General features: G+C 68.6%; 25 protein-coding genes. 14 read left to right on the forward strand and 11 right to left on the reverse strand.

Annotated elements, in window-relative coordinates; genetic code table 11:
- Positions 1–30 precede the first annotated feature (30 nt).
- The 6 genes from TSO352_RS12990 (at position 31) to TSO352_RS13015 (ending at position 3,870) form a co-directional block, all read left to right on the forward strand.
- Positions 31–240 carry a biotin/lipoyl-containing protein gene (locus TSO352_RS12990; RefSeq protein WP_109107738.1) on the forward strand — a complete coding sequence of 70 codons (210 nt, stop codon included), beginning with the start codon at positions 31–33 and terminating at the stop codon, positions 238–240.
- Positions 241–423: 183 nt separating this feature from the next.
- Positions 424–822, forward strand: a complete 399-nt coding sequence (gene madL, locus TSO352_RS12995) for a malonate transporter subunit MadL (protein WP_109107739.1) — start codon at positions 424–426, stop codon at positions 820–822.
- 16 nt (positions 823–838) lie between these two features.
- Complete coding sequence (madM, locus tag TSO352_RS13000) at positions 839–1,606, forward strand: malonate transporter subunit MadM (RefSeq protein WP_109107740.1); 768 nt, start codon at positions 839–841, stop codon at positions 1,604–1,606.
- A 151-nt stretch (positions 1,607–1,757) separates the two neighbouring features.
- Positions 1,758–2,630 carry an ABC transporter ATP-binding protein gene (locus TSO352_RS13005; RefSeq protein WP_109107741.1) on the forward strand — a complete coding sequence of 291 codons (873 nt, stop codon included), beginning with the start codon at positions 1,758–1,760 and terminating at the stop codon, positions 2,628–2,630.
- Positions 2,631–2,716: 86 nt separating this feature from the next.
- Entirely contained in the window at positions 2,717–3,298 is a 582-nt protein-coding gene (locus tag TSO352_RS13010) for an energy-coupling factor transporter transmembrane protein EcfT (RefSeq protein ID WP_158284586.1), read from the forward strand.
- The gene (locus TSO352_RS13015; protein WP_109107743.1) at positions 3,295–3,870 is read left to right on the forward strand and encodes a biotin transporter BioY; all 576 of its coding nucleotides are present in this window, start codon (positions 3,295–3,297) and stop codon (positions 3,868–3,870) included. The genes TSO352_RS13010 and TSO352_RS13015 overlap by 4 nt, the downstream gene beginning before the upstream one ends.
- Positions 3,871–4,019: 149 nt before the next feature.
- On the opposite strand, the gene TSO352_RS13020 is transcribed toward TSO352_RS13015, so the two are convergent.
- The gene (locus tag TSO352_RS13020) at positions 4,020–4,436 is read right to left on the reverse strand and encodes a HutP family protein (protein WP_109107744.1); all 417 of its coding nucleotides are present in this window, start codon (positions 4,434–4,436) and stop codon (positions 4,020–4,022) included.
- A 748-nt stretch (positions 4,437–5,184) separates the two neighbouring features.
- On the opposite strand from TSO352_RS13020, the gene TSO352_RS13025 reads away from it, so the two are divergent.
- Positions 5,185–6,561, forward strand: a complete 1,377-nt coding sequence (locus TSO352_RS13025; protein WP_109107745.1) for a cation diffusion facilitator family transporter — start codon at positions 5,185–5,187, stop codon at positions 6,559–6,561.
- A 38-nt stretch (positions 6,562–6,599) separates the two neighbouring features.
- Here TSO352_RS13025 and TSO352_RS13030 read toward each other — a convergent pair whose 3' ends face one another.
- The 3 genes from TSO352_RS13030 to TSO352_RS13040 are packed head-to-tail and all read right to left on the reverse strand — an operon-like array spanning position 6,600 to position 8,966.
- Complete coding sequence (locus TSO352_RS13030) at positions 6,600–7,973, reverse strand: sensor histidine kinase (protein WP_109107746.1); 1,374 nt, start codon at positions 7,971–7,973, stop codon at positions 6,600–6,602.
- Positions 7,970–8,629, reverse strand: a complete 660-nt coding sequence (locus TSO352_RS13035) for a response regulator transcription factor (protein WP_109107747.1) — start codon at positions 8,627–8,629, stop codon at positions 7,970–7,972. The genes TSO352_RS13030 and TSO352_RS13035 overlap by 4 nt, the downstream gene beginning before the upstream one ends.
- Positions 8,630–8,633: 4 nt before the next feature.
- Complete coding sequence (locus TSO352_RS13040; protein WP_109107748.1) at positions 8,634–8,966, reverse strand: PepSY domain-containing protein; 333 nt, start codon at positions 8,964–8,966, stop codon at positions 8,634–8,636.
- 227 nt (positions 8,967–9,193) lie between these two features.
- Here TSO352_RS13040 and TSO352_RS13045 point away from each other — a divergent pair, with 227 nt between their 5' ends.
- The 7 genes from TSO352_RS13045 (at position 9,194) to TSO352_RS13070 (ending at position 13,113) form a co-directional block, all read left to right on the forward strand.
- The gene (locus TSO352_RS13045; RefSeq protein WP_146210759.1) at positions 9,194–9,604 is read left to right on the forward strand and encodes a cytochrome c maturation protein CcmE; all 411 of its coding nucleotides are present in this window, start codon (positions 9,194–9,196) and stop codon (positions 9,602–9,604) included.
- Positions 9,605–9,706: 102 nt separating this feature from the next.
- Positions 9,707–9,844, forward strand: coding sequence for a hypothetical protein (locus TSO352_RS33220; RefSeq protein WP_158284587.1), 138 nt, complete (start codon positions 9,707–9,709; stop codon positions 9,842–9,844).
- 52 nt (positions 9,845–9,896) lie between these two features.
- Positions 9,897–10,433, forward strand: coding sequence for a hypothetical protein (locus TSO352_RS13050; protein ID WP_109108310.1), 537 nt, complete (start codon positions 9,897–9,899; stop codon positions 10,431–10,433).
- On the forward strand, positions 10,430–10,864 hold the full coding sequence (locus tag TSO352_RS13055; RefSeq protein ID WP_109107750.1) for a DUF1924 domain-containing protein: 435 nt from the start codon (positions 10,430–10,432) through the stop codon (positions 10,862–10,864). The genes TSO352_RS13050 and TSO352_RS13055 overlap by 4 nt, the downstream gene beginning before the upstream one ends.
- Before the next feature lie 10 nt (positions 10,865–10,874).
- Entirely contained in the window at positions 10,875–11,405 is a 531-nt protein-coding gene (locus tag TSO352_RS13060) for a flavin reductase family protein (RefSeq protein WP_109107751.1), read from the forward strand.
- A gap of 11 nt (positions 11,406–11,416) precedes the next feature.
- Positions 11,417–11,842: a diheme cytochrome c gene (locus TSO352_RS13065; protein WP_109107752.1), complete on the forward strand. Its 426-nt coding sequence runs from the start codon at positions 11,417–11,419 to the stop codon at positions 11,840–11,842.
- A 185-nt stretch (positions 11,843–12,027) separates the two neighbouring features.
- A complete protein-coding gene (locus TSO352_RS13070; protein WP_109107753.1) occupies positions 12,028–13,113 on the forward strand; it encodes an AAA family ATPase in 1,086 nt (361 codons plus the stop codon).
- 173 nt (positions 13,114–13,286) lie between these two features.
- On the opposite strand, the gene TSO352_RS13075 is transcribed toward TSO352_RS13070, so the two are convergent.
- The 7 genes from TSO352_RS13075 to TSO352_RS13105 all read right to left on the reverse strand — a co-directional run bounded on the left by TSO352_RS13075 (position 13,287) and on the right by TSO352_RS13105 (position 20,011).
- Positions 13,287–14,414 carry a sodium ion-translocating decarboxylase subunit beta gene (locus tag TSO352_RS13075; protein WP_247872070.1) on the reverse strand — a complete coding sequence of 376 codons (1,128 nt, stop codon included), beginning with the start codon at positions 14,412–14,414 and terminating at the stop codon, positions 13,287–13,289.
- 10 nt (positions 14,415–14,424) lie between these two features.
- Positions 14,425–14,832, reverse strand: a complete 408-nt coding sequence (locus TSO352_RS13080) for a biotin/lipoyl-containing protein (protein ID WP_109107754.1) — start codon at positions 14,830–14,832, stop codon at positions 14,425–14,427.
- Complete coding sequence (locus TSO352_RS13085; RefSeq protein ID WP_109107755.1) at positions 14,829–15,221, reverse strand: hypothetical protein; 393 nt, start codon at positions 15,219–15,221, stop codon at positions 14,829–14,831. The genes TSO352_RS13080 and TSO352_RS13085 overlap by 4 nt, the downstream gene beginning before the upstream one ends.
- Before the next feature lie 9 nt (positions 15,222–15,230).
- Entirely contained in the window at positions 15,231–16,784 is a 1,554-nt protein-coding gene (locus TSO352_RS13090) for a carboxyl transferase domain-containing protein (protein ID WP_109107756.1), read from the reverse strand.
- Positions 16,785–16,846: 62 nt separating this feature from the next.
- Positions 16,847–18,397, reverse strand: a complete 1,551-nt coding sequence (locus tag TSO352_RS13095) for a tripartite tricarboxylate transporter permease (protein WP_109107757.1) — start codon at positions 18,395–18,397, stop codon at positions 16,847–16,849.
- Between the two features lie 31 nt (positions 18,398–18,428).
- A complete protein-coding gene (locus tag TSO352_RS13100; protein ID WP_109107758.1) occupies positions 18,429–18,959 on the reverse strand; it encodes a tripartite tricarboxylate transporter TctB family protein in 531 nt (176 codons plus the stop codon).
- Between the two features lie 80 nt (positions 18,960–19,039).
- Positions 19,040–20,011: a tripartite tricarboxylate transporter substrate binding protein gene (locus TSO352_RS13105; RefSeq protein ID WP_109107759.1), complete on the reverse strand. Its 972-nt coding sequence runs from the start codon at positions 20,009–20,011 to the stop codon at positions 19,040–19,042.
- Between the last annotated feature and the right edge of the window lie 43 nt (positions 20,012–20,054).

A 20,054-nucleotide genomic window follows, 5' to 3' on the forward strand; every position in this document is an offset into this window, starting at 1 on the left:
GCCACAGGCCCACATCAAGGAGTAGAAACCATGGAACTCAAGTCGAAGATGCCGTCCAAGATCGACGCCATCAAAGTCGCCGTCGGCGACAGCGTGACCAAGGGCTTCGAGCTGGCGGTGCTCGAGGCGATGAAGATGAAGAATCCGCTCATCTGCCCGGTCGACGGCATCGTCAAGTCGATCGCCGTTGCGGTCGGCGACCGCGTCAAGCCGGGCGCGCTGATCATGGTCGTCGAGTGATCTGAGCAAAGCACTCCCGGGGCCCGCATCGTCCGGCCCCGGGAGCCCGACTTCCGTCGAACAGTTCTGACAAAACTGGCGAGCGGTGAAGTCGATGCGGTTGCACAGAAAATAAACCACCCCTGAATGCGGGGCGCCGCCCTTCCGGGTCCGCGTCGGCATTCTCTTCGAGGAAATCGCCAAATGATCATCTACGGAGTGATGGTCCTGGGTCTGTGCATGTTCGTCGGAACAGCGATCGGCCTGACCCTCGGCATTCTGCTCGGAATCCCCAGCGACATCGGCGGCGTCGGCTTCGCCATGCTGCTGCTCGTCTTCGTGACGCCATGGGTGAAAAGCAAAGGCTGGCTGCCCAAGGCGTCGGAGGACGGCATCATGTTCTGGAACGCCATGTACATCCCCGTCGTCATCGCCATGGCGGCGACCCAGAACGTCGCGGCCGCCCTGTCGGGTGGCTGGATCGCCTTCATCGCCGGGATTCTGTCCGTCGTCGTCTGCTTCGCCCTGATCCGTCCGCTGGCGGCGATGGCGGGAGCGGCGACATCGAGCTTCGGCGACGAAGCCGAGTCCACGCAATCCTGAGCGGAGAGACATCGCCATGAACACCCCATTCGTCGCATCCCTGGTCGGTGACCGCCCGCTGATCTTTGCCTTCGTGGTCGTCGGCCTCCTGACCTGGCTCTGCTTCGCCTTCTCCAAGCACATCACCAAGGGCCGCATCCACGGTTCGGCGGTGGCGATCATCATCGGCCTGGTCCTTGCCTATATCGGCGGCGTCTCCACCGGCGGCAAAAAGGGCATCGCCGACATCCCGATGTTCGTTGGTTTCGCCCTGATGGGCGGCGCCATGCTGCGCGACTTCTGCATCGTCTCGACCGCCTATGGCGTGAAGCTCGAGGAACTGAAGAAGGCCGGTCTTGCCGGCTTCCTGTCGCTGGTCATCGGCACCGCTCTTGCCTTCGTCGTCGGCGTCGCCGTCGCCTATGCCTTCGGCTACCGCGACACCGCCTCGCTGACCACCATCGGTGCCGGTGCGGTGACCTTCATCGTCGGCCCGGTGACCGGTACGGCGGTCGGCGCCTCCTCGACCGTCATCGCCCTGTCGGTCGCCGCCGGCGTCGTGAAGTCCATCGCGGTGATGATCCTGACGCCGTTCCTGGCCAAGCCCTTCGGCCTGACCAACCCGGCCGCGGCCATGGTCTATGGCGGGCTGATGGGAACCACCAGCGGCACCGCCGCCGGTCTCGCCGCCACCGACGCACGCCTCGTGCCCTACGGCGCGCTGACCGCGACCTTCTACACCGGCTTCGGCTGCCTCGTCTGCCCGTCCATTGGCTTCATCGTGATGAAGACGATCTTCGGTTGAGGTCTTCGCCCCGCCGTTGGAGGGGGCGCCACAGCCCCTTTTCGATCACGAACGGCCAGTCGTGAAGAGTTGCTGGCCCGCGGCGGCTGGCGTGTTCGCAAAGCCAGCCGAGAGGAAAGTCACCATGCGCTTGATAGGTCGACTGCCGGACATGCTGCGCCGCCTGCCGAAAGCCATCGGCGAGGGGGCGGACGAGGGTGCCGTCGCCGGAGGGCGCCGATCGGTCCTCCTCAGCAGGGGATCGATACGCCACGTGGCCTTCTACCCGGTTTCGCCGCTGACTGCGGTCGCCGGCGACCCGGTCACGGCCGAGCGACCCGTCGTCGAACGGCCTTTCGAGCCCCGCTCCGGCGGCCAGACGATCGTCTTCTCCGATGTCCGGCTCGACCGCGGCGGCCGCAGGACCCTGGCCGGCATCGATCTGGTCATCGAGGAACGCCGTGTCGGCGTGCTCGGCCTCAACGGCTCGGGCAAGTCGAGCCTCCTGAAGCTGATGGTGGGACTGCTCGCGCCGACATCCGGCAGCGTCAGCGTCGACGGGCTCTCGCCCCGTGCCGATGCCGCGACCGTTCGGACGCGCACCGGCTTTCTGTTCCAGAGCGCCGACAACCAGATCGTCCATCCGATCGTGCGTGAGGACCTGGCGTTCGGCTTGGACGGCGATGCCGAGGAGGTCGACGCCGCCATCGCCGGGGCGCTCGACCGGCTGGGCATCGCGACGCTGACCGACCGCCGCATCCACGAGCTGTCGGGCGGCGAACGCCAACTGGTCGCGCTGGCCGGTGTCCTCGCGCGCAACCCGCGCACCATCCTGTTCGACGAGCCGACCTCGCAGCTCGACCTCGCCAATCGCAACCGCCTGTGCGACGTCCTTGCCGGCTTGCCGCAGCAGGCCGTCGTCGTCACCCACGACCTCGATCTCGTCGCCGGCTTCGACCGGGTGCTTGTGGTCGGCGACGGGCGCATCGTCGCCGACAGCGATCCGGCGGATGCGGTCGCCTTCTATCGGCGGAGGTACGGATGAGCGCAACGCGTGGCCAGTCGCGTGGCAGATCGGCGGGACGGTCCGGAGCCGTCGCCGGGTTGTGTGTCCTCGCCGGCCTCGGAACGGTGCTGACCCAGATCGATCGCATCGAGTTCCTGGCGATGGCCGCGGTTGCGGTTCCTGCCGGACTCGTCGTCGCCAGCGGCTCGTTTCGGACGTCTTTCCGGGATATCAGGACCACGTTGCTGATCGTCGCGATCACCGCGCTCCTGGACGCGGTGACGGGGGGTGGTCTGAGCGGTCTTCGGCTTTTCCTGCGCTTTTCGGCGCTGGTCTGCGCCGCCCAGATCGTCACGACCCTGTGGAGCTGGGCCGAACTCGGCGATGCGGTGGTCGTGCTGCTGCGCCCCTTCGAGCGCATCGGCCTGCTCGACGCCGAGCGGTGCGCCTTCACCCTGATGCTCGCCATCCGCTTCGTTCCGGTGATGTCGGAAGAGATCGCGGAGATACGCGAGGCGCAGGCGTTGCGCGGGCGCAACCGATCCGTCCTTGCCTTGGCGGTCCCTCTCGCGCTGCGGATCCTGCTGCGTGCCGAAGAGATTGCCGAAGCGGTCGACCTGCGCGCCGGACGCTCGGTGCGAACCCATCACCGCGATGGACGCACGTCCATCATAAATCCCTCTCTTTCCTCGCGAGCCGCCTCATGAACAGCGTGGCACCATCGCTCGGTTTCCGTGACATGACCCTGGCCGCACTGGGCGCCGGAATGGTTGTGGCGCTCGGTGCGACACCACCGATCCCGCTCGGCATCCTGCCGGTTCCCATAACATTGCAGACGTTCGGCGTGATGCTGGCCGGCCTCGTGCTCGGCCCGCGCCGGGCGGTGACCGCGATGCTGGTGTTCGTCGCGCTTGTCGCTTTGGGGCTGCCCGTTCTCGCCGGCGGTCGCGGCGGCCTCGGCGTTCTCGTCGGGCCGAGCGCCGGGTATCTCTATGGCTGGATTCCCGCCGCGTTCGTCGTCGGCGGTCTCGCCCGCCGATTCGAGCGGATCGGCAACCCCCTTGTCCGTGGGGCAAGCGACGTCGCCGCCTGCCTGCTCGGCGGCGTGATCATCGTCCACGCGTGCGGGGTGGTCTGGCTCTCGCTGGTCACCGGGCTGGGTTGGTGGACAGCCTTGTCCGGAACGCTCCTTTTTGCGCCCGGCGACATCGTCAAAGCGATCCTCGCCGCGGTTGTGTGCCGGCGGATCGAAACCTTCATCACACTCGACCGTCGCTGACCGACGCTTCGTTCCGTCATCGATCCCGGAGGGGTGCCGTCCGTTGAGTGAAGGTGGCCGCCAGCGTTCTGACCATGGCTGGAGCCTGGAGGGGGCGACAACGTCCGAGCCTCCGTCCGCCGGAGTCTGGTGCCGTTTGAGGGGGGTGGCTAAATATGCATGACGCCGAAGCCAACCCGCTCGTGGTTCGTTTCCGGGTGGAAGGCGGACTCGCCGTAAGCCGCGACAACAAGCCAGCGGCCATCCGTCGCGATGGCAACCTTGACCTTCAGGCTCGATTCAGCGGCAACATCCGAACTCAAGCCCTTGAGGCACTCGAGGCCGGCGTGGATTACGGCATGGATTTCGTTGTGGGTGTGGTGAATCAGATTTGTCTGCAGTGCGCATCCGACGATTGATTTGACAAATGTCCGAGTAACGTCAGACCGCGTACCAGAGACCATCGTAAATCCGAGCTTTATTTTCGTGTTTTTGGAAATATGCTCCTTAAAGATATCTTCCTCTTCTCGAGAGCTGATCGCTGCAAGAATAGCAACCTTGCCTAGGCGGTCTGGATAAATATCCATTCAGAAAGCTCCCTTAGAAGATGCGATAGAACAAGGTTTCTAGAACCTTAGTGCATAACAAAAGGTAAGAGGGAGGTCTATTAAAAAGTCATCGGTCATCAAATCCCTCCTTCCCATGATATCCAGTGAAGGGGAAAATTTCCCGTAGCAGGATAGAGTTGCAAGAACCAGCCTGTTGATTGGAATGTGGGGTCTGAGTTCCACAGAAGAGACGCGAATTGTCGAGACGCAACCTCCTGTAGGTAGCGCTTCGCACCGGACCATGTGTCAACAAGGTCTGATCATGTGTATATGGTGCGCGCCCCAGAAAGTCCGTTTGACGACCACTTCGGTGGCAGACTCGTCGGAACAGCGGGCTTGCCATGGCGAGCGGCATCATGGCGCCGGAAACGTCGATCCGCGCTTTTAAATCCGGAATTTGGTCGGAGCGCCGACCGCCTTGCAGCGGTCGCGACGGGCGTCGGGTGCGCGGGCAGGACGATTGCCGCGGTTGCCGATCAGGCGTGCGGCTTGCGGGACGGCACGAAACCGCTTTTATTGATCGTGCGGCACGCCGCCTTGCGACCATGTCGGCGGGGGTGTGTCGGCAACGCCGTTCAGCCTGGGTTCAGGTACCCGGCCCTATTGGTCGACCACGATTCAGACGCTGCCATCGGTCCATGCTCATTCTTCCACACTCGGCGATACCGCCACGATCCTGCCGGCGCCCCGCCGACCGTGCCACCCTCCTGATCCCCGGGCCGTAACCATGTCCAACCAAAAGCAGGCCGTCGCCCTGACCTCGATGGTCGCCAGCGCCGGTATGACCGTCGGCAAGCTTGCCGTCGGGCTCGCCACCGGAAGCCTCGGCGTCCTTTCGGAGGGCGTTCACAGCCTTCTCGACTTCGTCGCCACCGCGATGACCTATGCGGCCGTCCGGGTGAGCGACACACCTCCGGATGAGACCCACCCCTACGGCCATGGCAAGGTGGAGAGCATCGCCGCGCTGGCCGAGACGGCGCTGCTTTTCCTGACCAGCGCCTGGATCGTGTTCGAGGCCGTCCAGCGGCTGCTGAGCCCGCAGGTGGAGGTGGAGGCGACCTGGTGGTCGGTCGGCGTGATCGTCGCGTCCATCGTCATCGACGTCTTCCGGGCGCGGGCGCTGTCGCGGGTGGCCAAGGAGACCAACAGCCAAGCGCTGGAGGCCGACGCGCTGCACTTCTCGTCGGACATCCTCAGCTCTTCGGTCGTCCTGGTCGGGCTCGGGCTGGTCTGGCTCGGCTATCCGAAGGGCGATCCGATCGCCGCGATCGGCGTCGCCTTGTTCGTCTGCCTCGCCGGTTACCGTCTGGGGCGGCGCACCATCGACACCCTGATCGACGCGGCCCCCGTCGGCGCCGCCGAACGGGTGCAGGACATGGTTGCCGCCGTCCCCGGCGTGGCCGGGGTGTCCGGCGTGCGCGTCCGTCCGGGCGGCAGCACGCTGTTCATCGACCTCGACATCCTGGTCAGCCGTCTGCTGCCGCCGGGGCGGGTGGCGGAGGTGCAGGACAGCGTGGTCCGCACCATCCGCGCCGCCATGCCGGAAGCGGAACCGCGGGTGCGGACCCAGCCGTTCGCCCTCGACGACGAGACCGTCGCCGAGCGGGTGGTCGCCATCGCCGGCCATCTCGGCCGCGCCGTCCATCACGTCACGGTGCAGCGGGTCGGCGAGGCATGGTCGGTCGCCTACGACTTCGAAACCGACGGGACCCTGCCGCTGGCCAAGGCGCACGCCCTGTCCTGCGAGCTGGAGGCGGCGATCCGCGCCGAGTTGGGCGACGCCGTCGAGGTGGAGACCCACATCGAGCCGCGCGGCGACCACCCCGTGCACAGCCGCGATGCCGCGCCCGCGACCCTGGCGGCGATCCGTGCCCAACTGGTCGAGGCGGTGGCGGCCTCGCCCGGCCTGCACGACGTCCATGCCTTGAGGGTCCGCGAGGCGGACGGGCGGCTTTATGTCGTCTTCCACTGCCACGCCGACGCGGCGATGCCGGTGGAGGACGCGCACGAGGCGATCGATCGGGTGGAACGGCGGGTCCGTTCGTCCTGGCCGGCGATCCAGCGCATCGTCGGCCACGCCGAACCCGCCCACGCGGAGGCATGAGCGGAGGCATGACGGCGGCCAGCCGGCCCGGCCGCTGTTCACCCCGGAAATGACGCCCCGGCCGAGGGAAGGCGCACCGTCGCGCGGAGACCACCCAGCGGGGATTCGGCGAGGTGGATGCCGCCGCCGTACAGCCGGGCCACATCCCGGACGACCGCCAGGCCAAGGCCGGTTCCGGGGGTGCTTTCGTCGAGGCGGACGCCGGGCTCCAGCGCCGCGTCGCGACAATGGTCGGGGAGGCCGGGGCCGTCGTCGTCGATGATGATGCTCAACATGCCGTCGGCGTCGATCCGGGTCGTGATGTCGACGCGCCGGCGCGCCCATTTGCAGGCGTTGTCCACCAGATTGCCGAGCATCTCGTCCAAATCCTCGCGCTCGCCGGCGAACACATGCTCCGGCGCGGCGTCGACGCGGATATCCAGCATGGCCGGGGAATGCAGCTTGCGCATGACGCGGGCCAGCGCCGAAACGCAGTCGAGCACCGGCGTGCTGATGCCGGGCACGCCGCGCGCGGCCGCCGCCCGTGCGCGGGCCATATGGTGATCCACATGCCGGCGCATGATGTCGATCTGGCGGACGATCGTCGCACCGACGTCGCGCGCGTTGCGTTCGTCCAGCGCGCCGGCCTCGTTCGCCAGCACGGCCAGATTCGTCTTGAGCGCGTGGGCCAGGTTGCCGGCCTGCAGCCGCCCGCGGCCGATGATCTCCTCCGCGTGGGCCAGCAGCGCGTTCAGATCCTCGACCAGCGGCCGGATCTCCGTCGGCATCGCCACATCGAAGCGCTTCTTCCGGCCGGCGCGGACCTCGGTCAGCTCGCCATGAAGGCGGGACAGCGGCTTCAATCCGACCTGCACCTGGATCAGCGCCGCGACGATCAGCGCCGCGGCCAGCACGGCGAGCGACAGGGTCAGGGTGGCGTTGAAGGCGCGGGTGACGCGGACGAGATCGGCCTGATCCGCGCCCACGGCGATGCGCACCGGCTCCGCGCGGTCGGGGAGCAGGACGAAACGTTCCAGGACGATCAGCGTCTGGTTCGCCGGCCCCATCGCGCCGTGTCGGTGGATCGAGCCGCCCTCCACCGTGTCGTGGGGCAGGTCCAGGGCGGCGTCCCACAGCGAACGCGAGCGCAGGGCCGTGCTTCCGCTTTCGCCGACCTGCCAGTACAGGCCCGAGAGCGGCCGGCGGAAGCGTGGATCGCTCAGCGGCTGGCGCAACACCGGCTTTCCATCGGGATCGAGTTCCAGAACCGCCGCCAACTGTTCGAGGTGGTTGGCCAGCTCGGCCTCGAAGCGCTGGCGCACATGCGTCTGGAACAGGTCGGCGATGATCCATCCCGCCATCATCAGCGCCAGGACGACCCAGACGGCCGCCCCGGCCAGAAGCCGGAAGCGCAGCGACTGGGCCCACCTCATGGCTCGTCCGCCCGATAGCCGAGCCCGCGCACCGTCTTGATGATGTCGGCGCCCAGCTTGCGGCGCAGGCGGCCGACGAACACCTCGATGGTGTTGGAATCCCGGTCGAAGTCCTGGGCGTAGACATGCTCGATCAGCTCGGTGCGGGACACCACCTGCCCCTTGCGGTGCATCAGGTAGGACAGCACCCGGTATTCGAAAGCGGTCAGTTCGATCGGCTCGCCGTTCACGGTGACCCGTCCCGTGCGGGTGTCGAGCACGACGCCGCCGCAGGCGATCTCGGCGGTGGCGTGGCCCTTGGCGCGGCGGATCAGTGCGCGCACGCGCGCAAGCAGCTCCTCCATGCTGAAGGGCTTGGCCAGATAGTCGTCGGCACCGGCGTCGATGCCCTGGACCTTCTCGTTCCAGGCGCCGCGTGCGGTGAGGATCAGCACCGGCGCGGTCATGCCGGTCCGCCGCCAGGACCGCAGCACCGTCAGCCCATCGACCTTCGGCAACCCCAGATCCAGGATCACGGCGTCGTATGGCTCGGTTTCGCCAAGGAACCGGCCCTCCTCGCCATCGGCCGCGGTGTCGACGGCGTAGCCTTCGCCTTCCAGGCGCTGGGTCAACTGGCGGGCCAGTTCCAGCGTGTCTTCGATCACGAGCACGCGCATGGCGTTACCTCCGTCCACCGTGGTCCCGGTGGCGCCCCTTCGTCCGCAGGAGTTCCCCGGTGGCCGCGTCGTACTCCAGCCTCATGATGCGGCCGTCGGGGGCGATCATCTTCAGTTCGTAGCGGAAGCCGGCATCCTCATCCTCAAGCCCGACGTCGAGGACATCGCCGCCGAAGCGCTGCCGGGCGCTTTCGACGATCCGCTCCAGCGGCAGGATGCGCCCCTCACGCAGGGCGTCGCGGGCGCGGTCATGGTCGTCCTCCCCGGCGCAGGCCGGGGTTCCGGCCCCAAGGAGCAGGACGGCGGCCAGAACGGGCAGTGTGGGACGTATCCTCATGCTCAACCTCACGCCTGGACAGGATCGCGCATCGGCGCGCGGGATTGGACCAGCATATCGTCGCATCCCTGAACCGCCGCTGAATGCCATGTTCCCGCCGGCGGGCGGCCTCGTGCCGCACCGCCTGAACGGCGGATGAACGGGCTGTTCAGGCTCGGCTCAGGTGCGATGGACCAGAGTGCGGTCCATCGGGCGCTTCGGCGCTCTCCAGCACCAGAGGTCAAGCCATGTTGAAAGTCCTTACCGTTGCCGCTCTCGCCGCCCTGACGATGACCGGCGCCGCCCGGGCGGAGGGGCATCGCCATGCGGCGGCCTTCCAGCCGACCAGCCCGCAGCCGATCGCGGACGTGCTGAAGGCCGGCGGCGGCACCGTGACCGGCACCGTCGGGAAGGTCGCGGCGAACTGGTTCGTCCTGGCCGACGGCGGCAATCAGATCGAGGTCGCCAGCCACGGCTTCCTTCCCGAAGGACTCCAGTCCGGCGATCAGGTCACCGTCGTCGGTGGTGTGCGCCAGGGCGCGCTGCAGGCCGGGCAGATCATCCGCCAGGACGGCACCGCCTTCGGCCGCGACGCCGTCCAGGATCGGGGCGGCCGCCGCCACGGCCGCGACCACGGCCGCGATCACGACGATGATTGACCGGGTCCGGGAGGCCGGGCCGCGGCCGGAGCAGGGGCCGGGTCCGGCCCGCTCCAGCCCGTGCACCGGCCGCCGGCCCAACCCTGATCCGAGGTTTCCCCCATGCTGAAGACGATGATCGTCCACACCCTGATTGCGATGCTCGCCATCGGCGCCATGGCCGTCACCTACCAGGCCAGTGCGGAAGGGACGGCGAGCGTTGCCGGGCTCTGGAGCGCCGGGCGCAGCCACGACGACTGAGCCGTCCAGGCCAGCGCCCCGAGTGCCACCGCCATCCGAAATGGAGACCACCATGTCCGCCCGCAAGCCGACCGCCGCCGAGATGACCGCCCTTCTGGCCTTCCACGCCATCGTCTCGGGTGCGTTCATCGTCGCGTACCTCACCGGGGACGAGGACACCTACGGCATGCACGTCTTCTCCGGCTATGCCGCGCTCGTCGCCATCGTTCTGCGGCTGGCGGCCGCCGCGCTGGCCCCGAAGGGCAGCCCGCTCGGCCTTCCCAGGCCATCGGTCAGCGCGGTGTCAGCGTGGTTCGGGCGTCTGCTTGCCGGCGACGCGAAGGCCCGCACCGGGCGCAGCCCGCTGGTCGGCTGGATGGCCGCCGCCCTTCTCCTCGGTGTCGGGCTGGCGGCGGGAACCGGCGCCGTCGCCGATTTCGTGGTGAAGGTCGAGGACCTGCACGAGGCGCTGGGCGAAGCCTCCCTCTACCTCATCCTGGCGCACGTCGCCCTGGTGTTCGTGCTGCACGGTCTGAAGCGGCTTCCGCCCGACATGGCGGCCCGCTGCACCGCGTGGCTCTCAACCTTTTCCAACCGTGTGATCCCATGAAGAAACCGACCCTTCTCCTTGCCGCCGCCCTGGTGGCACTTGGTGCCGGCGTTGCCCTGGCGGCGGCCGGCGACCCCGAACGCGCCCGGATCCTCGACGGCTACGCCGCCCAGACGAAGGCGCAGAGCCCCGACTTCGCCGGGTTTTCGGCGGCAAGCGGACGCGCCCTCTACATGGGACCGCACGCCGGCGGCAAGGTGGCCGAAACCCCGGGGTGCGCCAGTTGCCACACCGCGAACCCCGCCGGCCCCGGCCGCCACTACAAGACCGGGCGCGACATCCTGCCGATGGCGGTCTCCGCCAACCCAAAGCGGTTCACCGACCCGGCCGAAGTCGAGAAGCGCTTCGAGCGCGACTGCGTCAACGTCCTTGGCCGCGCCTGCACCGCGCGGGAGAAGGGCGACTTCATCACCTTCCTGGCGAACCAATAGCGAGCAGCCGATGCCCCCCGATCCCCAACGCGAGCCTCAACGCGATCCGCACTGTCGCGCGCTGCGCGATGCCTACGGCCGCTACGCCACCGGCGTCGCCGTGATCACCACCCTGGCGTCGACGGGCGCCCCGGTCGGGCTGACGGTGAATTCCTTCAGTTCGGTATCGCTGGACCCGCCATTGATCCTGTGGAGCCTGATGCGCTCCGCCGCCAGCCTGCCGGTGTTCCTGGGCGCCGGCCGTTTCGCCGTGAACGTCCTGACGGACGACCAGCGGTCCCTTGCGACCCGCTTCGCCGCGCGCGTCGAAGACCGGTTCGCCGGGGTCGACTGGGAGGCCGGCCTCGGTGGCGTGCCGCTGTTGCCCGGCTGCCTGGCACGCTTCGAATGCGCCACCCACAGCCACGTCGACGCGGGCGACCACATCGTCCTTCTCGGTGGCGTGCAGCGTTTCGAACACGGTGACGGCGAACCGCTCCTGTTCTTCGCCAGCCGTTACGCCGCGTTGCGCGGCGTGCCGGCGGCAGCCACCGCAGCGTGAGGAGGGACACCATGCGCATCCTGATCGGTGCCGTCGCCGCCCTGGCGGTGACCGCCGGAGCCGCCCTGGCCAACGAGTTCGAGCGGGTGCCGCCGGTCACCCACGCCGCCACCCAGAAGGAATGCGGCGAGTGCCACATGGCCTACCAGCCGGGCCTGCTGCCGGCATCCAGCTGGAACCGCATCATGGACGGCCTCTCGGACCATTTCGGCGAGAACGCCAGCCTGCCGGCCGAGACCGCCGCGACCATCCGCAACTACCTGACGCAGAACGCCGGGAGTGGCGATGGACGGCTGATCCGAATCACCGAGCAGCGCTGGTGGCAGCGCAAGCACGACTTCGATCCGGCGATCTGGACGCGCAAGACGGTCGGCGCGAAGAGCAATTGCGAGGCATGCCACCGCACGGCGGCGCGGGGCCTCTACGAGGATGACTGAGGAACCCGGCAAGCGGCCGGTCGGCGACGCGGTCCGGCCGGCGCCGGCCGGCGCCGCGGGGCGAGCGGTTGAACGTCTGTGGAGACTCGAGCCGACGCGATGCTTATAGTGCGCCCGCGCGCCCGGGGCAGGGTTCCCTGTTCCCGGGCGGGAGTATGGCCGCAGAACGGCGAAGCGGAACGGACATGACCAGCCACGAAGACGTCTTCGATACGCCAGGGACACGGCAGCCGATCATTCTGTCGGTCTACAATCAGAAGGGCGGCGTCGGGAAAACGACGACCTCGGTGAATCTTGCCCTGGCGCTGGCCGCGCTGGGCAAGAGCGTCGTCCTGATCGATTTCGACCCGCAGAGCAGCGCCACCAGCAACTTCCTGCTGCGCGACAAGGCGAAGGTCGGCATCAACGACCTGCTGAGGAAGGAAACCTTCGTCGAGGATGCCATCACGCCGACCGCCTTCGACGGGCTGTCGATGATCATCGGTGCGCGCAAGCTCTATTCGCTGGAGCACTCGCTGGACCAGCGCGGCGGGTCCCAGCGCGGCCTGCGCAAGGCGCTGCACTTCTCCAACGATCCGCCGGACTATGTCGTGATCGACTGCCCGCCGGCGCTGGGCCATCTGGCGGCCGGGGCGCTGGCGGCGTCCGACCAGCTCGTCGTGCCGGTGTTTCCCGGCCGTTACGCGCTGGACGGGCTGCGGCGCACCCTGTCGGTGGTGGAGCACATCCAGAACGGGCTGAATCCCCACCTGTCGCTGGCCGGCATCCTGATGCTGTCGATCACCAACGACGAGGTCGGGCGGGAATCGCTCACCCAATTGCGCGCCGAGTTCCCGGAGACGATGTTCCGCACCGCCTTCCCCTACGACGTGGACGTGGTGAAGGCCACCTACCGCCGGATGCCCGCGGCGATCTTCAGTCCGGAGGGGCGGACGACCGCCCGCTTCATGACGCTGGCCTGGGAGATCATCAACGGTCGCGGCACCACGCCCGCCGAGGGGCCGATGAAGACCGCGCTGGAGCGCATCCGCTCCTGGCACGAGGCCACCAACGCGTCCTACAGCAACCGCAGCACGACCTCCCTGGACGAGGCGGATGAGACCTCCGGCGGAAGCGGCGGCTCCCGGGCGGAGCGCGGTCAGGCACGGTCGGGGCGGGCGTTTCCGGCCGCGCTGGTCGGCCTGATCGCCGGCCTGCTCATCGGCTTCGCGCTCGGCGCCGTCGTGGGGCCGCCCATCCTCGGCAAGGTGCTGGCAAGTCTGGGCGGCTGACCGGACCGGCGATGGTGCGCCGCACCCTGAACGCAAGCCCCTGGACGCAAGCCGTGGTCCAGGGACGCGCCCCAGAGTCTGTCAGGCTCTGACTGAAGCACCTGACAGACTCGGGCTCTTTGGTTTTCCGTGCGATTCACGGTTCAAGCGATGCCGCTTGAACCGATCGCACTCTAACGCAGCATCGCCAGGAAATAGCCGGCGACGACCGCGGTGCCGATCACGCCGGCGACGTTCGGGCCCATGGCGTGCATCAGCAGGAAATTCTGCGCGTCGGCCTTCTGCCCTTCCACCTGCGACACGCGGGCGGCCATCGGGACGGCGGACACGCCGGCCGAGCCGATCAGCGGGTTGATCTTGTCGCGGCAGAACAGGTTCATCAGCTTCGCCATCAGCACGCCGGCCGCGGTGGACACCGCGAAGGCGACGACGCCGAGCGCCAGGATCGCCAGCGTTTCCGCCTGCAGGAAGCGTTCGCCGGTCATGGTGATGCCGACGCTGGTGCCGAGGAAGATGGTGACGACGTTGATCACCTCGTTCTGCGCCGCCTTGGACAGCCGCTCGGTCACGCCGCTCTCGCGCAACAGGTTGCCCAGCATCAGCATGCCGATCAGCGCCGACACCGCCGGCACCAGCAGCACGCAGGCGACCGTCACCACCACGGCGAAGATCACCTTTTCCAGACGCGACACCTTGCGGAGCTGGCGCATGCGGATGCGCCGCTCCCCCTCGCTGGTCAGCGCGCGCATGATCGGCGGCTGGATCAGCGGCACCAGCGCCATGTAGGAATAGGCGGCGACCGCCACGGCGGCGAGCAACTCCGGCGCCAGCTTGTTGGTCAGGAAGATCGAGGTCGGGCCATCCGCCCCGCCGATGATGCCGATGGAGGCGGCCTGCTCCGGCGTGAAGCCGATGACGACGGCGCCGAGATAGGTCACCAGCACGCCGGCCTGCGCCGCCCCGCCCAGCAGCAGCGTCCGCGGGTTGGCGATCAGCGGACCGAAATCGGTCAGCGCCCCGACGCCGAGGAAGATGATCGGCGGGAACAGCTCCAGATGGATGCCCTGGGAGATGTAGTAATACAGCCCGCCCGCGGCGTCGGCGGTCGGCGGGTTGACCAGCCCCTCCGTCGGCAGGTTGGCGAGCAGGGCGCCGAACGCGATGGGAAGCAGCAACAGCGGCTCGAAATCCCGCCAGATCGCGAGATAGAGCAGCGCACCCACCACGCCCCACATCACCACCATGCTCCAGGTCAGGTGCGGGATGGCGGTCAGGGCGAACAGGTCGGCCAGGGTGTCCACGATGGGCCTCTCAGCGCAAGGTCATCAGCACTTGCCCCTCCTGCACGGAGACGCCCGCCGCAACGGCGATGGCGCCCACGGTGCCGGAGCGGGGTGCTGCGATGGTGGTCTGCATCTTCATCGCCTCCAGCACCAGCAGGGGGTGCCCGGCCTCCACCGTCCGGCCGACCTCCACCCCGACCGAGACGATGACGCCGGCCATCGGGCTGACGACGTCGCCGGGGGCGACCGGCCGGGCTTCGACCCGGTCCGCCCGCGGCGGGGCCAGGTGCTCGCCGGTCGCCGGGGCGGCGCTGCTGACGGGGTAGGGGGCGGCGCCCGCCGGCGGAAGGCGTGGCGCTTCGGCGCCGGCGCCGTCCAGTTCCTCAACGGTGACGTCGTAGGCCACGCCTTCGACGGTGATGCGCAAACGTCTCATGAGTCGGCCTCCGGCCCTTTGCCATGTGCGGGCAGGGCGGCTGAGGGGGGATGGGGATTGTCGGCATGCGGCGGGCCGGGCACCGCCCAGCCCCAGCGCACGCGGTGGGACGCGAACTGCTCGGTCCGGCCATGCTGCGTCCAACCCGCCGCCATGTGCGCCGGGGCGGTGACCCGCAGCACCCGGCCGCGTCCGCCGGTGATCGTCGCGACCGCGGCGGCGATGGCCGCCAGATGGTGCGGCGGGATGCCCGCCGGCGGGGGGGAGGGCGCGGCCGGCGGCTCCCGCCCAACGAAGGCGCGGCCGATCAGCGCCATGACGCCGTGGAGCAGCGCCAGGGTGCCCATCACGACGGCGAAGCCGCCGAGGATGAAGAGGATCTGCTGCATGGCGGCGCCCTACAGCGGGATGTTGCCGTGCTTTTTCGGCGGCCGCGTCTCGCGCTTCGACAGCAGCGTGCGCAGCGCGAGCGACACGGCGGCACGGGTGCGCCGGGGCTCGATGACGTCGTGGATGAACAGGCGCCCGGCCGACTGGTAGGGCGAGGCGAACTCCTGCCGGTAGACGGCGGCAAGCTCGGCGGCGCGGGCGGCGCGGTCCTCCGCCTGGTCCAGTTCGGTGCGGTGCAGGATGTTGACCGCCCCCTCCGCCCCCATCACGGCGATCTCCGCCGTCGGCCAAGCGAGCACGAGGTCGGCCCCCATGTCGCGCGAGCACATGGCGAGGAAGGCGCCGCCATAGGCCTTGCGCATGATGACGGTGATCTTCGGCACGGTGGCCGCGCCATAGGCGAACAGCATCTTGGCGCCGTGGCGGATGATGCCGTGGCGTTCCTGGAACACGCCGGGCAGGAAGCCGGGCACGTCGACCAGGGTGAGCAGCGGGATGCTGAAGGCGTTGCAGAAGCGGATGAAGCGGGCCGCCTTGTCGGCGGCGTCGATGTCGAGCGCGCCGGCCTTCACCATCGGCTGGTTGGCGACGATGCCCAGCACGATGCCGTCGACGCGCGCGAAGCCGATGACGATGTTGCCGGCGAACATCGCCTGCACCTCCAGGAAACGGCCGCCGTCCACCAGCCGGCCGATCACGTCGCGCACGTCGAAGGCCTGGTTGGCGGCCTCCGGCAGCAGCGCTTCCAGGCCCAAATCGTCTTCCAGCGTGACGTCGGCGTCCAGCCGGTGCGGCGGGTCCTGCATGTTGTTGGAGGGCAGGTACGACAGCAGCTCCCGCACCAGGGCGGCGGCGTGCCGGTCGTCCTCCGCCACGAAATGGATGTTGCCGGAAACCGACGCGTGCGCCTCGGCGCTGCCGATCTCGTCCATGGTGGTGGCTTGGCCGGTTGCCGCCTTGATCACCTGCGGGCCGCAGATGAACATGCTGGCGTTCTGCCGGGTCATGATCAGGAAATCCATCAGCGCCGGGCTGTAGGCCGCACCGCCGGCGCAGGTGCCGCAGATCACCGCCACCTGCGGCACGACGCCCGACAGCAGGACGTTGCGGTTGAAGACCTGCCCGTAGCCCGACAGGCTTTCCACCCCTTCCTGGATGCGGGCGCCGCCGGAGTCGTTGAAGCCGACCAGCGGCATGCCGCCGCGCGCGGCGTGGTCCATCACGTCGCAGATCTTCTGCGCGTGCATGCGCCCCAACGATCCGCCGGACACCATGAAGTCCTGGCTGAAGGCGGCCACCGGACGCCGGTCGACGAAACCGGTGCCGGCCACCACGCCGTCGCAGCACAGCTCCTTCCCCTCCATGCCGAAATGGCGGGTGGCGTGCTGCACATGCAGGCCGAATTCCTGGAAGGTGCCCGCCGCGAACAGCAGGTCCAGCCGCTCGCGCGCGGTCAGCAGGCCCTTGGCGTGCCGCTGCGCGATCTTGTCCTCGCCGCCCGACGATTGTGCCTTGCGGCGGCGCTCCTCCAGGTCTTTCAGCAGATCCTGCCTGATCGCCATAACCGTTCACTCCAAATCCTGGGCGGGCCCGGGGGGTGGTCGGATCCGGACCCTGCCCGTCGCTATTCTCCGTTGCCGGCCGGATCGGACGCCAGCGCGGCGTTGTCGGTGCCACCATCCGTCGCAGGCACGCCGGGCTTCCGCCACAGCCGCCGGACCAGCGGCAGCAGCAGGGTGACGATGGCGACCGCCAGGAGGCAGACGGTGATCGGCCGGTTGTAGAGGAAGTCATAGCTTCCCCCGGACAGCGACAGGGCGCGCCGGAAATTGGCCTCCGCCATCGGCCCCATGATCAGGGCCAGCACGACCGGCGAGGCCGGGAAGTCCCATTTCTGCATGAAGTAGCCGATGATGCCGGCCGCCAGCATGATGCCGACGTCGAACATGCTGTTGTTCAGGGCGTAGGTGCCGACGATGCACAGCGCCAGGATCACTGGCGTCAGCACCGATTTCGGCATCTGCAGGATGCGGCCCATCACCCGCAGCGACGCCAGCCCCAGCACCAGCATCAGCACGTAGCAGACCAGCATGCCGGCGAACAGCGTGAAGACCAGGTCGGCATGCTCGCGGAACAGCAGAGGACCGGGCTGCAGCCCCTGGAGCGTCAGCGCGCCCAGCATCACCGCGGTGACGGCGTCGCCCGGGATGCCGAGCGTCAGCATGGTCAGCAGGGCGCCGCCGGTGCAGCCGTTGGCGCCGGATTCACAGGCGGCGACGCCCGCCAGTTCGCCCTTGCCGTAATTGTCCGGCGTCTTGCTGAAGCGCTTGGCCTCGTTGTAGGCGACGAAGGCGGCGATGTCGGCGCCGGCCCCCGGGATGATGCCGATGATGATGCCCAGCACCGAGGACCGGCCGACCGTCGGCAGCATGCGGCGATAGGTGGCCCAGGGCGGGATGATCCGGCCCAGCGTGGTGCCCAGGCTGTTGCGGACAGCCGGGTCCTCCATCGACTTGAAGGCCTCGGCGGCGGCGAACAGGCCAATCATCACCGGGATGAAGGGCACGTTGAACAGTTCGGTGTAGCCGCCGGTGTAGCGCGGGAAACCGCCCATCGGGTCGAGACCGACCGTCGCGATCAGCAGGCCGAGGAAGCCGGCGATCAGCCCCTTCGTCACCGATTTGCCCGAGATGCTGGCGATGATGCTGAGGCCGAAGACGGCCAGCGCGAAGCTCTCCGACGCGCTGAACTCCAGCGCGAAGCTCGCCAGCAGCGGCGCCAGGAAGATCAGCACGAAGACGCTCAGCGTGCCGCCGAGGAACGAGGAGCAGGTGGCGGTGCCGAGCGCGATGCCGGCCTGACCCTTCTTGGTCAGTTCGTAGCCGTCCATGGCGGTGGCCGCGGCGGCCGGCGTGCCGGGGATCTTCAGCAGGATCGCGGTGATCGACCCGCCATAGACGCCGCCGAAGAAGACGCCGCAGATCATCAGCAGCCCCGACAGCGGATCGAGCCCGAAGGTGAAGGGCAGCAGGATGGCCACGCCCATGGTTGCGGTCAGGCCGGGCAGGGCGCCGATCACGATGCCCACGATGACACCGACCACGCACAGCAGCAGGGCGAGGGGCTGCGTCAGGAGCGTCTGGAAGCCCCTCATCAGCATGTCGAGTTCGTACATGTCGTCTCTCCGGTGAGAGATGGAGCCGCGGCTATTCGAAGAGGCTGCCCACGGGCAACGGAACCTGAAGGCCGGTCGAGAAGGTGACGTAGATGATGGCGGTCGCCACAACGGCGATCAGCGGGTTCAGCAGCTTTCCGCGCTGGCCCATCAGTCCCATGATCCCCGACAGGTAGAGCGCCGTGGCGATGGCGAACCCGATGTAGGAGATCGCGACCAGGCACAGCGCCGTCGCCCCGATGCCGAGCGCCACGTTGATCCGGCCGGCGCCGCGGCCGGTCGCCGGTCGGGCGGGCTCGGGCCTGGCGGCGGGCTTGCGCAGCGTGTGGACGATCAGGATGCCGCACAGCACGATCAGCGCGCCGGCGTACAGGATGGGAAAGCGCGCCGGCCCGACGTCGGCCGCCAGCGAGGTGGCGGGGAAATCGGCGGTTGCCACGATCGCCGCGACGGCGACCACCATCACGATGGCGGCGATGATCAGGTTGGCGATGCGGTCGGCACGGCTGATGCCGGAGGCGTCCCCGGCGGCGCTGTCGCGCCCGGTCGGTGCATGGCTCATGATGCGGTCTCCTCGATGGGCGGGGCCCCCCGCGACGGTCGCCCGTCCGGGGGGGCGGCCCGACACCTTGCGGCGCGGGCTTACTTCGCCATGCCCAGCTTGGTCATCAGGGCCTTGAAGAAGGCGTTGTCCTTCTGCATGGCGGCGCCGAACTCCGGACCGTCGGCGTAGGCGTAGGTCAGGTTCATCTTGGCGAGCGATTCGCGGAAGGACGGTTCCTCCGCCGTGGCCTTGGCGGCGGTGCGCAGCGTGTCGACGACGGCCGCCGGGGTCTTCTTCGGCACGACGATGCCGCGCCAGGTGTAGACGGTCAGGTCGATGCCCTTGTCCTTCAGCGTGGGCACGTCGGGGAAGGCGGCGGCGCGCTGGTCGGCCATCACCGCCAGGATGCGCAGCTTGCCGGCGTTGACGTGGTTGACGACCTCGGCCGGGCTGACGGTGACCGCCTCGATGTGGTTGCCCAGCAGGGCCGTCACCGCCGGGTTGGCGCCGTCATAGGGGATGTGGTTGAACTGGGTGCCGGTCTTTTCCGCCAGCGCTTCAGCGGCGAGATGCCAGATGGCGCCGGTGCCGGAATTGCCGATGCGGACCTTGCCGGGGTTGGCCTTGGCGTAGGCCAGGAACTCGTCGAACGTCTTCCACGGCGAGTCGACGTTGACCGTGACGGCGCTGGGTTCGGCGTTCAACCGGGCGATCGGGGTGAAGTCGTCGACCGAGAAGCGCGCTATGCCCATGTGCGGCAGCATGGCGATCTCCACCGTGCCGACGCCCAGCTTGTAGCCGTCGGGGCGGGCCGCCATGATCTCGCTGAAGCCGACGGCGCCGGCGCCGCCGGTCTTGTTCACCACGCCGATGGACTGCGGCAGGTGCTTCTTCGCGGCGTCGGCGAAGGCGCGCGCCACGAGGTCGGTGCCGCCGCCGGCGGCGTAGGGGACGACCAGTTCGATCGGCTTGGCCGGGTAATCGGCGGCCAGCGCGCCGGACGTCATCAACCCCGCCGAGACGACGGCGACGGCGGCGGCGGTGCCGGAAACGGACAGAAGGCACGTCATTGGTGGCTCCCTTTTCTTGCTGCAGCCCTATGCGCGGGCGTGT

It is taken from the genome of Azospirillum sp. TSO35-2, assembly GCF_003116095.1.
Taxonomy (GTDB): Bacteria; Pseudomonadota; Alphaproteobacteria; order Azospirillales; family Azospirillaceae; genus Azospirillum.